Source organism: Thiorhodococcus mannitoliphagus (assembly GCF_010915725.1).
GTDB lineage: Bacteria > Pseudomonadota > Gammaproteobacteria > Chromatiales > Chromatiaceae > Thiorhodococcus > Thiorhodococcus mannitoliphagus.
The window spans coordinates 1-13963 of record NZ_JAAIJR010000138.1; the positions used below are offsets into that span (position 1 = coordinate 1).

Consider the following 13963-nt stretch of genomic DNA (forward strand, 5'->3'; position numbering starts at 1 on the left):
ACATGGTCGGACTCGATAGGGTCAGTCTGTTGAGTAAATCCCATCTTAACCGGGTAAACTGTTATTCGGAAATCACCTAAATGGTCTTCCAATCTCGCTGACGGCGGGAAGATTGCTCCAAGAGCGGCGGCTCCGGGTCGAGACGCCCTCCTGCCTCCAAGACCAGTTGCGCCAACTCGGCCACGGAGGTGACCCCGAGCTTGCGCATCAGATGGCTGCGATGGCGTTTGACCGAACGCTCGTCGATGCCCAACTCCGCGGCCATTTGCTTGTTCAAGCGTTCCTTTATGACGTGGGACAGCACTTGCTCTTCGCGGGGGGTTAGGGTGTCTAGGCGAGCTTGCAGCGCGCGGCGGTGGGCTAGCGCTATGCGCTCGCGCCTCGCCAAATGCGCCTGCAAGGCAATGCCGTCCATGTCGAGCATGCGCAGGTCGGCCAACACGCAGCCAATCACGTCCGGTGAGTGCTGTCTGGCGAACTCAATGGCGGAGCCATAGCACTCGGTGACGAAACCGGAGCTGCGCAGCAAGCGCCCTTGAGAAAGGGATGAGTCGTCATCGACGATAAAGACCGTTGGCGGCCGCTCGCTCACGCCGCTTAATCCTCTTCCGCGATCGGCAGCAACAAGGCGACGCGTGCGCCTCCCTGCGGTCGGTTCTCCGCGCTGATGCGGCCGCCATGCGCATCGATAATGGTCTTTGACAGCGACAGCCCGAGCCCGATCCCATCGCTCTTGGTGGTGTAGAAGGGTTCGAACAGCTCCGGAAGTCGATCGGGATCGATACCGGTCCCGCTGTCTTCGACCGTCAGCGTGAGCCTGTCCGTCCCGGCTTGGGCGGCTTGAATCTCGATTTGGCGCTGGCCCTGACTCGCCGCGCTCAAGGCATCGAGACTGTTGAGCAGCAAGTTGATGATGACCTGTTGCAGTTGGACGCGATCCCCTTGAATGCGGGGAAGCGCGGCTGGCACCAGGATGCGCAAGGTCACCTGTTGAGTCTGGATCTCGGTATTGAGCATCGCCACGGCCTGCGCGACCAATTCCAGCAGCGCGATCGCCTCGAAGCGCAGCTCTCCCTGCTGGAGCAACGAGCGCATCCGTTGGATCACCGCCGCCGCCCTTCGATCGTCCGTCTGGATATCGACCAGGATCTCCCTGACCTCCGCAAGGTTCGGCGGATCCTGTCGCAGAAAGGCTTCACCCGCCTCGGCGTTGCGCAGAATCGCCCCCAGCGGTTGGTTCAGCTCGTGTGCCACTGCGGAGGAGAGCTGGCCCAGAACGAAGCCACGCTGCACGCGTGCAATTGGCACCGATAGTGTCTCGCCCAGGAAAAACACCCTGTCGAGGGCATGGATTTCCGCGAAGGTCGCGTTGCGCGTTGGGATAAAGGACGAAGTTCGGTATCAGCACCAGCAGACGCAGGCCGGTGAAGCCACGCCAACCAACGCCGTCCGGCGCCGAGATAGAGCTGCGTGAACCAGACCACGGCGATCACGATCACGATCACGATCACGGCCGCGGATAGGTGCCTCCAACGCAAGATGGCGCCGAACTCGGCGGGTGTCTGCGCCCGCATCACGGCCAGTTCCTGCATGGCGAGGACCGCAGCCGCCACCGCACTGACCGAGAACAGGGCGTTTGCAACCGCATCACGATCGCGAAGCCAGACGAGCAGATTCACGGCTGCCAGCGTCAAGGAGATGCCGGCGGCCATGGACCAAATGACGGTGATCCAGCTCATCGATGAAACAGGCCTATCGGCTCCCCCTCCATGAGCAAATGCCTCCACCCGCAGTCCCGCGGACAGGACCCAACCCCTTGGCGCGATACCCCTTAGAACGCGCGAAGGCGCATGAACAGGTGCTTGCCGATGACCATGGTCTCTGATGTGAACGCGAGTTCCTGGCGGGCTAGCGCCAAATTGAGCGGCATTCGGGCAACCCCCCCTAAGCATCAAGCACGACCGAACCGGTGGGCGGACTGAAACGCCTGGGCTGGGACGGCATGACTAGCTATCTCTTTTCATATGGCATTACGATAGTGCCATACGAGTCTCCCGCAAGACGGATTCTTGATCTCCGCGCTGGCCGCTCTATCTGACGCCCGCCTTCACCCAATCGACCCGCACGCCAACATCGGCTGCCTCTTGGACAATGGCCCCTTGGTCATCGACATCGAGCTTGATAAAGACAAGATCACGCCTGCAGCCCAACCGCCGCAGCAACTTTTCAAACACGCAGCAGGACCATCGCGAGGCCGGCTTCATGGATCTGACGACCCTTTCCAACAAGAAGCGGTTCCCCTCGGGGGCTTCACAGAAACGCAAGTCACGCGTTCAAGAAGGATCGCCCCGTAAGCTTGGAGCGACCTGGGATGGGCGGGGCGTCAACTTTGCGCTCTTTTCTAGCAACGCCACCAAGGTCGAGCTTTGCCTCTTCGATCAGCAAGGCCGCCGCGAGGTAGAGCGCCTGGAACTGCCGGAATACACCGACGAGATCTGGCACGGCTACCTGCCCGACGCGCGCCCTGGGACGGTCTACGGCTATCGGGTGCATGGTCCTTATGAGCCGAGCGCGGGACATCGTTTCAATCCGCACAAGCTGCTGCTCGACCCTTATGCCAAAGCGCTGGTCGGCAACCTGCAGTGGAGCGACACCCTCTTCGGCTATCGCTACGGGTCCGCCAAGGCCGACCTCTCCTTCGACCGCCGCGACAGCGCGCGCTTCATGCCGAAGTGCCGCGTCATCGACCCGGCCTTCACCTGGGGCCGTCATCGCCGACCCCAGATCCCCTGGGAGCGCACCATCCTCTACGAGACGCATGTGCGCGGACACACCATGCTGCACCCTTTGGTCCCACCGGCCAATCGGGGCACCTTCGCCGGCATGGCGCAGCATGAGGTGATCTCCTACATCAAAGGGCTCGGAGTCACCTCGGTCGAGCTGCTGCCCGTCCACGCCTTCATCGACGATCACTTCCTGGTGCAGCAGGAGCTGCGCAACTACTGGGGCTACAACACCATCGGCTTCTTCGCCCCGGACCCACGCTACCTAGCGAACCCGATCGTGAACGAATTCAAGGAGATGGTCGCGCGCCTGCACGATGCCGGACTCGAGGTCATCCTCGACGTGGTCTACAACCACACCGCTGAAGGCAACGAGCAAGGTCCGACACTCTCCTTCAAGGGCATCGACAACGCCGTCTACTATCGCCTGCTACCGGACGACCCGAGGCTCTACATCAACGACACCGGGACCGGGAACACCTTCAACCTCACCCACCCGCGGGTGCTCCAGTTGGTGCTGGACAGCCTGCGCTACTGGGCGACCGAGATGCGGGTGGACGGCTTCCGCTTCGACCTGGCGACCATCCTGGGCCGCGAGCTGCACGGCTTCGACCCCAGCAGCGGCTTTTTCGATGCGATCTGCCAGGATCCGGTGCTCGCAGGTGTCAAGCTGATCGCGGAACCCTGGGACATCGGCCCAGGCGGCTATCAGGTCGGCAACTTCCCGCCAGGCTGGGCCGAGTGGAACGACCGCTACCGCGATACGGTGCGCGCCTTTTGGAAGGGCGATGAGGGCAAGCTGCCGGAGCTGGCCGCGCGGCTAAGTGCATCGGGCGACCTTTTCCACAAGCGCGGACGACGCCCCTGGGTCTCGGTCAACTTGGTCACGGCGCACGACGGCTTCACACTTCAGGATCTCGTCTCCTACAACGACAAGCACAACGAGGCCAACGGCGAAGACAACCGCGACGGACATTCCCACAACCTGAGCTGGAACCACGGCGTCGAGGGACCGACCGAGGATCCGGCGATCAAGGCACTGCGTGAGCGTCAGAAGCGCAACTTCCTAGGCACCCTGCTGTTCTCCCTCGGCACGCCGATGATTCTGGCCGGCGACGAGTTTGGCCGCACCCAGCACGGCAACAATAATGCCTACTGCCAAGACAACGAGACCAACTGGATCGACTGGACGCGCATCGATGAGGACGGCAAGCTGCTGGCGGATTTCACGCGCGAGTTGATCAGCATCCGCCAATCTTACCCGCTGCTGCATCGCAACCGCTTTCTGACCGGCGAGTACGACGCCGAGTTGGACGTCAAGGACGTCACCTGGCTGACACCTGAAGCGACGGAGATGACGCCGGAGCAGTGGCACGAAGTGCACGGGCGTTGCCTCGGCGCATTACTCGACGGCCGCGCTCAGGCCTCGGGCATCAAGAAACCGGGGGCGGACGCCACCCTGCTCCTGATCGTCAACGCGCATCACGAAAACCTGTCCTTCAAGCTGCCCGAAGTGGCTGGCGGCAAGACCTGGCTGTGCCTCATCGATACCAAGGAACCGCAGCGTCGCGAGCCGCCGAGCATCAAGGCAGGCGATACCTATGACGTCACGGATCGCTCGCTCCTGCTCTTCGCCCTCAAGCCCGAGCGGAAAAGCTGGCTGACGCTGAAATCACTGGCCGAGATGATGCAGCGAGAGACGGAGGCGAAGCGCAAGCGGGATCAGGGCAGCGACGCGGATCTGAGCCGGCTGTCGAGAGGCGCGCACCCGAGGTAACGCGGCAGACGCATGCCACCGCAGTGCGGCGGCATCAGCCGATCATGCATCGTCGCCGCTCTGTTCTGGCGCACTCCACCAGCGCGAGAGCCTCTGCTCGAAGCAGCGCTCGGGCAGCCTGTCGTAATGCGAGATGTCGTTGAACAACTTCAATCGGGCACGAACGTCGTTCGCAAACTCCAGAATGTTCAAGGCGGCCGGACTCTGATCCAAACGGTCGCGGTAGCCGCGCGCATCGAAGCCCAAGAGGCTGCTGATCAAGAGGCGGTTGGTGCCCTTGTGGGAGACGATCAAGACCGAACGGTGGCGATGTTCTTGGACGATACGCCGGATCACTGGCAGGGCACGCGCGAGCACTTGCACGCCTGACTCACCGCCCGCCGGGGCAATGGTGAGCGGGTCTTCCTGCCAAGCGTCATATTCGTCGCTGAACGCCTGCTCGATCTCGTCGCGCGTGCGCTCCTCCCAATGGCCGTAGGCGATCTCGCGCAGATCCGGCTCCGGGCGCACCTCGCAGCCATGCGGCGCGGCGATGATGCGCGCCGTTTCCATGGTGCGGCCCATGGGGCTGGCATAGATGCCGTCGAGGGTGTCACAGCGCAGCCGCTCGGCCAGGGCAGCCGCCTGGCGACGGCCTTCTTCCGAGAGCGGTACCTCAGTCGATCCGGCGAAGCGGTCCTCTGCCGTCAGGTCAGTGGCACCGTGTCGGACCAGATAGATGCGAGTTGGCATGGCAGCTCCTTATCGCGAAATGAAAAGTCTTGTCTCTGATCACCTGTCAGTCTCCCGAAACCAACCGGAACAGCCGCCCCAAGCCTGCGCAGCCAGGGCGTCCTGCACTGGTTCTCCAGGGCTGCGAGCCCTGGCTAGGTAAACCGATAGGTGGTGATGTCTTGCCTAGCGAAAAAGCTTGTGGCGCGGTGCCAGGCTTCCAAGAGAAGCCGGACGCACAAGCGAGAATGCAGTCTATCGCGTCCCTGTTTCGGGAGCGTGAAGTCGCAACAAATCGGCGTTCTCACTGAAATAGAGATGCGAAAAGCCCGGCTTCGCACTGAGCTTATTTCGATAATGCCACAATCTATAGGATGGCGAGAAATTATTACGATTTTAAATCAAAGGCTTAAGAAAAAGATCATCGTATAGATACGGGCACTACCCTTATTCGTAACCTCCCAAGTAAGGTCTTTCACTGGAACAACAGGGTACGGAACCGCTTCAGCGCCAGACCAGAATGGCACTCACTTAAGGGAATCCTACTTAACAAAAAATGCGTGACGCGGCCAACGCGGACGGCGACACGCAGCCATTGCGCGCTCACGGAGCCGAATTGGGCTGTCGAAAGGCTTGTTTCCCCGCGACCGCGCGCCAATCGGCGCGCGTAACCTTTTGATTTAAAAGCGCTCAAGGCATCAATCAGCGCCATTCGAAGCAACCACTATGATTTGGCCGCGGATGTGTGTGACATATTCACATCCCTCCAGTGCCACATCTCACCATATTCAAGTGCCCCTTTGTTTAGAGTTAAGTCACGGGTCGCCCAAGGTGCTCACCCGAGCCCCGGGTTGCTCTGAGATGATCCGCGATAACGCTATCAACCATCTTGGCTCTAAATTAGGAGAACGGAATATGAAGAAACAGTATCGATCAGCCGCGCTCGCCGCGTCGGCACTGACCATCGCGATGACCATGGGGCATTCGGCACTTGCTTGGGAACAGGGCGGCTATGTCTATAACCAGGGCGAGGATCGTTTTGTCGACAACGTCTACAACTTCCTCAAGCACTTCAGCTACGAGCAGTATTATTGGGCGGATGCCTTCGAATTCACGACCTCCAACAACAGCTATGTCGATGCGATGGACTTCGCCTATTACTCGGGGCATGGCAACAACTATTACTTGGGCATGGGGCCGGGCGCCTCGGTCTCCGGCGTCAACCTGGCGACCGACGCCAATGCCCGCTGGGGTGACTTGGACCTCGAATTCATCGTCTTTCAATCCTGCACGGTGATCCCCTCCGCCGCCGACCGCGCGGATTGGGCGGACGCCTGGGTGCCGAACGGTGTCTTTCAGGGACTCCATCAAGCCATCGGCTACCGCACGCTGAGCTATTCCGGCAACGGGATCTCCAACAATTTCGGGGATCGCATCAGCGATGGCGAAAGTGTCTGGCAGGCCTGGTTTGCCGCCGTGAACGATGAGCGCAGTTGGTGGCGTGGTCAGGATTACCCCGGTCTCGCCTCGGCGGTCATGCACCCGAGCACCCAGAACGACACGCATTTCAACTTCGTCGCCGATCCACCCGCCGGCCACATGGCCCTGACCAACTGGTATCAGCACTGGTAGTCGCCGTCCGTCCACGATCGGCACACCACCTCATCCTCGATCCACTTTCGGAGACATTTTATGTTCGCAACCAACCACACGAAGCGCTTGCTGTCCGCTGCGGTGTCCTCGCTCGTCCTGCTCACCCTGCCCGCCATGGCGGTCGACGCGAAGGGCGAGATCGCGCCGGAGATCACCATGACGCGCGGCAGCCTGGAGCTTGCCGAAACCCTGGGCGTCAACCGCATCTTTCGCTCAGAAAAGGGATTCCCAGGCTTCACCGCGGCCAAGGATGTCGCAAAATCACTGTGGCGAGCATCCGGCCTCAAGGCTGACCTCGAACTCAAGTACAACGAATCCGGAAGCGCCCTCACAGCGACGCTGAAGGAGGATCCGAGCGCCTATTTCCGCATGGACACGCGCACCGGCGATTTCAGCTTCAGTAAGGGCTTGGCCAAGTACTCAGACCCGAGTGACACCAAGGGGCTTCCGGGCAAGAATGAGGCGATCGATCTTGCCCTCGCGCACCTCGAGCGCCTGGGGCTGATGCCCAAGGACGGCAATCAACTGGTCGTCCAGGCCGTCGGTGGCGTCGGCATGAGCGCACAAGACGAAAAGGGCAACCTGCGTGATTTCGAAAAGCTGACCTCCGTGCACTTCGGTCGGCAGATCGACGGTATCGATGTGGGCGGACCTGGCTCGAAGATCGTCGTGCACCTCGGGCAAGACGGCGAGCTGGTCGGGTTGCACAAGCGCTGGATCGAGCTGCAGTCGATGTCGAAGGTCTCGCGCGAATCCTTCCTCCAGGAAGCGGAGATCAAGGAGCGTGCCCTGAAGCATCTCCAGACGGAGTGGAACAAGGCGTCCAAGATCGTCACCGCGCTGCCGGAGCCGGGGTACTTCGATGATGGCAAAGGGCACATCGAGCCGGTCTACTTCGTGCAAGCCCAGATTCAGCATGTGCAGGAGGGTGGCGCGCGTGATGGGGAAAACCAGGACCCCGCGCCTTATCTCGGCGTCATCCCCGCGCTGCGCTACTCGGTCGCGGACCTGCGCCAGCTCGCGCCGGCCACCAAGGCACCGGACCTCGACGCCGGAGCCAATGTCAAGGACCGTCGCGACACCAGCGACGAGTAAGTTGCCCTCCGACCATGGCCCACCGCCCGGTGGGCCATTCCAACAGGGACCTCGATCGAGATCACCGGGCGCTTGAGGTTCCGGCTCAGTTGGGCTGCGTGCGAGGTTAGTGGAACATCTTGTCTTCCCCGGGCTCCGCTCGGTATTGTTTGAGCCTGTCGCCTTCTCCACGTTTCCCAATCGTTCGTTAGGGAATGACTCATCTCGGTGACCTGCAGAGAGGGGCACCGCAAGCGCGCCGCGCACCGCGGGCTCTTACATCCACTTTAGACGAGGCATCTTATACGCAATAAGATGCTGACTTAAAAAGGATTATCGATGTCGCACCTGTCCTTAGCGAAGAACTCATCGACCGGGCTGGCGGCGACCTTGAGACGACTATTCATGGGTCTACCCGACTTGCGGCCGCAGCGGGTTCGGCCTAGTTTTGCCATCCTTGAGGCGCTCTACAGCGATCCGCACGCGGGACAGCCACATGATCGACTTTCGATCCGACGGCCAGCGCTCGAGGTGATCGAGAGCATGCCTGTACTGCATGGCCGGATGGAGCCTACCCAGCGCCTCCGGTGAGGGCGTCCCGTGACAGGAGGATCTCTTGAGGTGTCTGCCCGAATGCACATCAGCGAAGCCGACTGGAAGGTCTACAAGCGCCTCCGAGACCTGGCCCAAGCACGCTACTCCCAACGCCTTCTTGATGAGGCAGAGCGCCTGTGCCGGGATGCGTCCCTTGCTGCCCAGGACCGGCACAGGGCGCTCTCCCGGTTGGTGCGCGCGCGCGACAAGGAGATGTTCCAGATCTTTGAGACCCTGCGACGCTCCTCGGCCGTGCGCTGCTTGATGATGATGCGCAGCTACAACCTGATCACCGACGCGGAGATGCAGGCATTCAGCCCGGAAGTTCAGCGCGCCTCCGAGGTTCCCTAGTCGGGGCGATCGACCTGGAACGGATGGCGGCGAAGGCATGCTTGTATCGACCACTGGCACAACGCGCGCCAACCAGCGTCTCCGCATGGAGTTGCTGCTCGGCCATGTCCTCCTGAGACAGTGGCTTGATCTCTGGGTGGAGCGCAAACAGGCGCTCGTAGAAGCGCTGTGCGGCCGGCTCGGCCAGCGGCTTGAGGGTGGTCCAGGACGCTTGAACCAGGGCGTCGATTGCGGGGTCATCAGACGGGTTCCAGGGCGCAGCTGTGCCCGAAGGCACCAGGCCAAGATCGGCGCTGTAGGCGAACGTTATCGGCCGACGCCGTCAGGGGGCAAGTAGCGGCGGTCACGTCGGGTGGGTCTCCTCCTTGGTGCGATGGCCGTCACAGAAGGACGGGGTGATCCTTTTAATTTTAGAAAATGCTTATATTCTTATAATTAATCATTCCTCTCACACGGAGATCATCATGGGCGCACTTGGAATCGTCGCTGCACTGGCCGTACTTCTCGGCGGAACGCAGTCCGCGCTCCCGACAGCGCAAGAGGCGGCGCATCGCGCGGCCTCGACCTCGCCGCCAGTCGTGGCGGTACAGCCGGCGCCGACGCCTCCCCAGGCATCGAGACGCTAATCCTTCGATGAACCGCTCAGGGGCGGGCGTCCCTGGGCAAGCACCCAACGTGCGGTGCAGAGAGATCACGATGTTGTTCGATGCGTTAACCATCCTTGGGCTCTTCGCCACGCTCCTCTGCGTGGCCTTCCTCGTTGCACTCGTCAGGCGCAACGCGAGCGATTGAGGCCGACCGTGCGCGCAGGGCGGCGTGACGACCCAGCCTGTCTCCTCAAGGGTTTGGGGAGCGGGACCCTGCGAGCCGACGGGGCGGCCCTCCTCCGGGTTCTCTGAGACGCGGTCGAACCGAGGCACGGATCCCCTCTAAGGATCAAACACTTTTTCTCCTTATGTTTGCTGCCCGCAAACATAAGGCCCCTCCAGATCACCTTCAAACGCGAACAAGCTGCCTGGAAACCCCCAGTTCACGCGGCTTCGCAGCTCGTTTTCCGAAGTTGGCACAGCAGCTGCTCTATCCCCAGCAAGCGCACCAACAGCGCAAAGTCCCGAAGACAAGGCAACGCACATCTGGAGAGACATCATGCTGACCATCACCGACCTGACCCTTCGTAACGACCTCGACGCCGCTGCCATGGGTAGCGTTCGCGGCGGCTTCTCACTGAGCGACTTCGATTCGCTGGGGATCTTCAACACCCCCGAGATCGATCTCGGCACACACCTGCTCGCGCAGGGTCAGAGCATCGCCGTCGATCAGTCGTTCAACATCGGCGGGCTGAACCTCGTGATCGCTGATCAGGACCAGAACGGCATCGCCGGCCAGGTCGCCTGAGCCACCCCATCCAAAGCCTTTTGAAACGCACCTTGAGATTTAGGAGAGACAACCATGTTGACCATCACTGACCTGACCGCTGACCGCACCCTCGACAAGACCGCGATGAGCGGTGTGCACGGCGGTAGCGCCCTCGCCGGAGACGCCCTCAGTGCCTTCTTCGGCTACTTCAACAGCCCCACGCTCGATCTCGGCACGCACCTGCTCGCGCAGGAGCAGAACGTCGCTGTCGATCAGAGCAACGCCATCGGCGGCTTCAATGTCGTCGGCGCGAACCAGACCCAGAACGGTATCAGCGGTCAGGTCTCGGTGTTCTAAGCCGCCAGGCAATGTCCGCGGTCAAGAAACGGGGGCTGAAGAGCAGTGGACTTCGTCATCGCTCACTGACCCTCGTCTTCGCGCACCACGGCCTCGAAGGTGCCACCTGCGACCCGCGCGCGAACCCGATCCCCCGGCGCGACCTGCGCCGAGTCGCGCACGATCTCGCCCTCGGGCAGCTTGGTCACGATGGCATAGCCCCGCGTCAGTGTTCCCAGTGGGCTGCGCGCGTCCAAGCCGGCGACGGCGCGCAGGAGGCGCTCGCGGCGGTGCGCGAGCAACTCCTTTTGCGAGCGGCTCAGGCGCAGCTGAAGACTGGCAAGACTGAGCTGGGCGCGCTCGATTCTGCGGTCAGGCGAGGAGGCCGCAAGGCGATCCATCAACGGCTGCAGACGCCGCCGCGAGCGCGCGACCCGCTCCGCGATGAGCGCCCTCAAGCGCAGCTCGGCGCGGTCCAGCCGCTGGGCCTGCTGCTGAAGTCGCGCCGACGGATGCAAGAGCGCCAGATGACGCGTGACGGCCGTCAAGCGCTGGCGGGATCCTGCGAGCTTGCGTTGCTGGGCGCCCATGAGCCGCGCCGAGAGCGCGAGGACACCTTGACGCAGGTGCTCTGCCGACGGCGCGACCAGCTCGGCCGCCGCCGAGGGCGTCGCGGCCCGGCGGTCGGCCGCCAAGTCAGCGATGGTGATGTCGATCTCATGGCCGACGCCGCTGACGACGGGGATCTTGGAAGCACGAATGGCGCGCGCCAGTCCCTCGTCGTTGAAGGCACTCATGTCTTCGAGCGAGCCGCCGCCTCGGGCGAGGATGAGCACGTCGCACTCGGCGCGGAGATTCGCGATCTCGAGGGCGGCGATCAAGGCGGCGGGCGCGGCCTCGCCCTGGACCTGGGCCGGGTAGATGATCACCGGCAGCGCGGCAAAGCGTCGCCCAAGGACGGTGAGCACGTCACGTACAGCGGCCCCGGATGGGGAGGTAATGACCCCGACTTGGCGGGGAAAGCTCGGGGTCGGCTGCTTGGTCGCTTCGTCGAAGAGGCCTTCGCGCGCAAGTTTCTGCTTGAGCTGCTCGAAGGCAAGACGCAGCGCGCCCTCTCCGCCTGGCTCCATGTGCTCCACGACCAGCTGGAAATCGCCTCTCGGCTCATAGAGGGTTACACGGACACGCACCAGAACCTGCTGGCCGTTCTCCGGTCGAAACGGCAACAAGATTCGTTTGGACCTGAACATGGCGCAGCGCACCTGCGCGGCCTCGTCCTTGAGGCTGAAGTAGATGTGGCCGGAGGCCGGCTGCGCCAGATTCGAGATCTCGCCGCGCACCCAGAGCAGCGGAAAGCTACCATCGAGCACGGCGCGCACTTCGCTCGTCAGGCGAGCGACGCTATAGATGTCGCGGTTGAAGTCGGCACTGGATGCCGCGGCGGCAGACTGAGTGGGCATACGAATCTGTGACCTCGTGCTCAGCCTGACGCAACGAATGACAGCGCCGAGCAGGAAAACCTGAGTTTACTGGTCGAAATATAGATTTTATACTTATCTGTTATCTTCCAGCTTTGGAACCGATCCGCGGAGCCGATTTCCATGCGCCTGATCCAGGAAGCCCTCACCTTCGACGATGTCCTCCTCGTACCCGCTCACTCGAGCGTGCTCCCCAACGAGGTGGATTTCCAGACCAAATTGACGCGCGGGATCGAACTGCGCATCCCGCTCGTCTCTGCCGCCATGGACACGGTGACGGAGTCCCGGCTGGCGATCGCCATGGCGCTGGAGGGCGGCATCGGCATCATCCACAAGAACATGAGCATCGAGCGCCAAGCGCGCGAGGTGCTGGCCGTCAAGAAGTACGAGAGCGGCATCATCCGCAACCCCATCACCGTACCACCGAGCATGAGCATCGGCGAGGTCGTTGCGCTGACCCACGCCAACAACATCTCGGGCGTGCCGATCACGGACAAGGGCGAGCTGGTCGGCATCGTGACCAGCCGCGACCTGCGCTTCGAGACCCGCATGGACGCCCCGGTCTCCGCCATCATGACGCCCAAAGAGCGGCTGGTCACCGTGCAGGAAGGCGCCAGCCGGCAGGACGTGCTCAACCTGCTGCACAAACATCGCATCGAGAAGGTGCTCGTCGTCAACAAGGACTTCGAGCTGCGCGGACTCATCACGGTCAAGGACATCCAGAAGGCGAAAGACTTCCCGAAGGCCTCGCGCGACGGCCAGGAGCGCCTGCGCTGCGGCGCGGCGGTCAGTGTCGGCAAGGGCACGGATGAGCGCATCGGCGCCTTGGTCGAAGCCGGCGTTGATGTCATCGTGGTCGACACCGCGCACGGCCACTCGCAAGGCGTGCTGGACCGGATCAAGTGGGCCAAGGTGCACTATCCCGAGCTGCAAGTCATCGGCGGCAACATCGCCACCGCGGCAGCCGCGCGCGCGCTCGTCGAGGCCGGCGCGGACGCGGTCAAGGTCGGCATCGGTCCAGGGTCGATCTGCACCACGCGCATCGTCGCAGGCGTGGGCGTACCACAGATCACCGCAGTCGCGAACGTCACCGAGGCGCTTCAGGGCACTGGAGTCCCATTGATCGCGGACGGCGGACTGCGCTTTTCCGGCGACATCGCCAAGGCCATCGCGGCTGGCGCGAATAGCGTCATGATCGGCGGGCTCTTCGCCGGCACTGACGAGTCTCCCGGCGAGGTCGAGATCTACCAGGGCCGCTCCTACAAGTCCTACCGCGGCATGGGCTCGCTCGGCGCCATGGGCGCATCCGAAGGCTCCAGCGATCGCTACTTCCAGGAAGGCACGGAGAAGGAGAAGCTGGTCCCCGAGGGCATCGAGGGCCGCGTTCCTTATAAGGGCAGCCTGCTGCACATTATCCACCAGCTCATCGGCGGTCTCGGCTCCAGCATGGGCTACACCGGCTGCGCAACCATTGAGGAGATGCGCACCAAGCCGGAGTTCGTCCGCGTCAGCGGGGCCGGGGTGCGCGAGTCACATGTGCATGACGTGCAGATCACCAAGGAAGCGCCGAATTATCGGACTGATCATTGAGGACGATGCATGGGGCGCAATCGCGTCGCGTATTGCGCCGCAGCTCCGGGGGCCGCCGACCAGTCTGAAACGAAGCACCACTGCGCGGCGAGCCTGATCTCGGATAAGGACGCCTAGAATCCGTTCGACGCATTAGGATCCTTGAGGGCGCAAAATGCTTGCCGATGAGTCAAATTTCGATGAAGCGTCCGACCATCCAAGGCCGTCGGGATCGGGATCGGGATCGAACCGACGATAGCGATCCCGATCCCGATAGCGAT

General features: G+C 62.4%; 14 protein-coding genes. 9 read left to right on the forward strand and 5 right to left on the reverse strand.

Features of this window, described 5'->3' with window-relative positions; translation table 11 throughout:
- Window positions 1-76: 76 nt before the first annotated feature.
- From G3480_RS21845 to G3480_RS21855, 3 genes are read right to left on the reverse strand one after another with little or no spacing between them, the layout of a single operon-like run.
- The gene (locus tag G3480_RS21845) at window positions 77-592 is read right to left on the reverse strand and encodes a LuxR C-terminal-related transcriptional regulator (protein WP_164656046.1); all 516 of its coding nucleotides are present in this window, start codon (window positions 590-592) and stop codon (window positions 77-79) included.
- 5 nt (window positions 593-597) lie between these two features.
- Window positions 598-1308: an ATP-binding protein gene (locus G3480_RS21850; protein WP_164656048.1), complete on the reverse strand. Its 711-nt coding sequence runs from the start codon at window positions 1306-1308 to the stop codon at window positions 598-600.
- Window positions 1239-1739 carry a hypothetical protein gene (locus tag G3480_RS21855; RefSeq protein WP_164656050.1) on the reverse strand — a complete coding sequence of 167 codons (501 nt, stop codon included), beginning with the start codon at window positions 1737-1739 and terminating at the stop codon, window positions 1239-1241. Before G3480_RS21855 ends, G3480_RS21850 begins: the two co-directional genes overlap by 70 nt.
- A 523-nt stretch (window positions 1740-2262) precedes the next feature.
- Between G3480_RS21855 and glgX the strand changes: the two genes are divergently transcribed.
- Window positions 2263-4560: a glycogen debranching protein GlgX gene (gene glgX, locus G3480_RS21860; protein ID WP_164656068.1), complete on the forward strand. Its 2298-nt coding sequence runs from the start codon at window positions 2263-2265 to the stop codon at window positions 4558-4560.
- A gap of 42 nt (window positions 4561-4602) precedes the next feature.
- Here glgX and G3480_RS21865 read toward each other — a convergent pair whose 3' ends face one another.
- On the reverse strand, window positions 4603-5292 hold the full coding sequence (locus tag G3480_RS21865) for a histidine phosphatase family protein (RefSeq protein ID WP_164656052.1): 690 nt from the start codon (window positions 5290-5292) through the stop codon (window positions 4603-4605).
- 894 nt (window positions 5293-6186) lie between these two features.
- Between G3480_RS21865 and G3480_RS21870 the strand changes: the two genes are divergently transcribed.
- From G3480_RS21870 to G3480_RS21895, 7 genes are all read left to right on the forward strand, one after another.
- Complete coding sequence (locus tag G3480_RS21870) at window positions 6187-6903, forward strand: DUF6345 domain-containing protein (RefSeq protein ID WP_164656054.1); 717 nt, start codon at window positions 6187-6189, stop codon at window positions 6901-6903.
- A gap of 60 nt (window positions 6904-6963) precedes the next feature.
- The gene (locus G3480_RS21875) at window positions 6964-8019 is read left to right on the forward strand and encodes a hypothetical protein (RefSeq protein ID WP_164656056.1); all 1056 of its coding nucleotides are present in this window, start codon (window positions 6964-6966) and stop codon (window positions 8017-8019) included.
- A 612-nt stretch (window positions 8020-8631) separates the two neighbouring features.
- Entirely contained in the window at window positions 8632-8943 is a 312-nt protein-coding gene (locus tag G3480_RS21880) for a hypothetical protein (protein WP_164656058.1), read from the forward strand.
- A gap of 37 nt (window positions 8944-8980) precedes the next feature.
- Entirely contained in the window at window positions 8981-9280 is a 300-nt protein-coding gene (locus tag G3480_RS21885; RefSeq protein WP_164656060.1) for a hypothetical protein, read from the forward strand.
- A gap of 127 nt (window positions 9281-9407) precedes the next feature.
- Window positions 9408-9569: a hypothetical protein gene (locus G3480_RS27700; protein WP_167752484.1), complete on the forward strand. Its 162-nt coding sequence runs from the start codon at window positions 9408-9410 to the stop codon at window positions 9567-9569.
- 520 nt (window positions 9570-10089) lie between these two features.
- Window positions 10090-10338 (forward strand): hypothetical protein, encoded by a 249-nt coding sequence (locus G3480_RS21890; protein ID WP_164655358.1) that lies wholly within the window; start codon window positions 10090-10092, stop codon window positions 10336-10338.
- Between the two features lie 54 nt (window positions 10339-10392).
- Window positions 10393-10656 carry a hypothetical protein gene (locus G3480_RS21895; protein ID WP_164656062.1) on the forward strand — a complete coding sequence of 88 codons (264 nt, stop codon included), beginning with the start codon at window positions 10393-10395 and terminating at the stop codon, window positions 10654-10656.
- A 62-nt stretch (window positions 10657-10718) separates the two neighbouring features.
- Here G3480_RS21895 and xseA read toward each other — a convergent pair whose 3' ends face one another.
- Window positions 10719-12095 (reverse strand): exodeoxyribonuclease VII large subunit, encoded by a 1377-nt coding sequence (gene xseA, locus G3480_RS21900; RefSeq protein WP_164656064.1) that lies wholly within the window; start codon window positions 12093-12095, stop codon window positions 10719-10721.
- A gap of 141 nt (window positions 12096-12236) precedes the next feature.
- Here xseA and guaB point away from each other — a divergent pair, with 141 nt between their 5' ends.
- Entirely contained in the window at window positions 12237-13703 is a 1467-nt protein-coding gene (guaB, locus tag G3480_RS21905; protein ID WP_164656066.1) for an IMP dehydrogenase, read from the forward strand.
- Window positions 13704-13963: the final 260 nt, after the last annotated feature.

Coding starts and splice junctions, on each gene's coding strand:
- xseA (WP_164656064.1), bottom strand. CDS start 12,095: ATGCCCACTCAGTCTGCCGCCGCGGCATCCAGTGCCGACTTCAACCGC.
- G3480_RS21890 (WP_164655358.1), top strand. CDS start 10,090: ATGCTGACCATCACCGACCTGACCCTTCGTAACGACCTCGACGCCGCT.
- G3480_RS21855 (WP_164656050.1), bottom strand. CDS start 1,739: ATGAGCTGGATCACCGTCATTTGGTCCATGGCCGCCGGCATCTCCTTG.
- G3480_RS21885 (WP_164656060.1), top strand. CDS start 8,981: ATGCTTGTATCGACCACTGGCACAACGCGCGCCAACCAGCGTCTCCGC.
- glgX (WP_164656068.1), top strand. CDS start 2,263: ATGGATCTGACGACCCTTTCCAACAAGAAGCGGTTCCCCTCGGGGGCT.
- G3480_RS21865 (WP_164656052.1), bottom strand. CDS start 5,292: ATGCCAACTCGCATCTATCTGGTCCGACACGGTGCCACTGACCTGACG.
- G3480_RS21895 (WP_164656062.1), top strand. CDS start 10,393: ATGTTGACCATCACTGACCTGACCGCTGACCGCACCCTCGACAAGACC.
- guaB (WP_164656066.1), top strand. CDS start 12,237: ATGCGCCTGATCCAGGAAGCCCTCACCTTCGACGATGTCCTCCTCGTA.
- G3480_RS21875 (WP_164656056.1), top strand. CDS start 6,964: ATGTTCGCAACCAACCACACGAAGCGCTTGCTGTCCGCTGCGGTGTCC.
- G3480_RS27700 (WP_167752484.1), top strand. CDS start 9,408: ATGGGCGCACTTGGAATCGTCGCTGCACTGGCCGTACTTCTCGGCGGA.
- G3480_RS21880 (WP_164656058.1), top strand. CDS start 8,632: ATGCACATCAGCGAAGCCGACTGGAAGGTCTACAAGCGCCTCCGAGAC.
- G3480_RS21870 (WP_164656054.1), top strand. CDS start 6,187: ATGAAGAAACAGTATCGATCAGCCGCGCTCGCCGCGTCGGCACTGACC.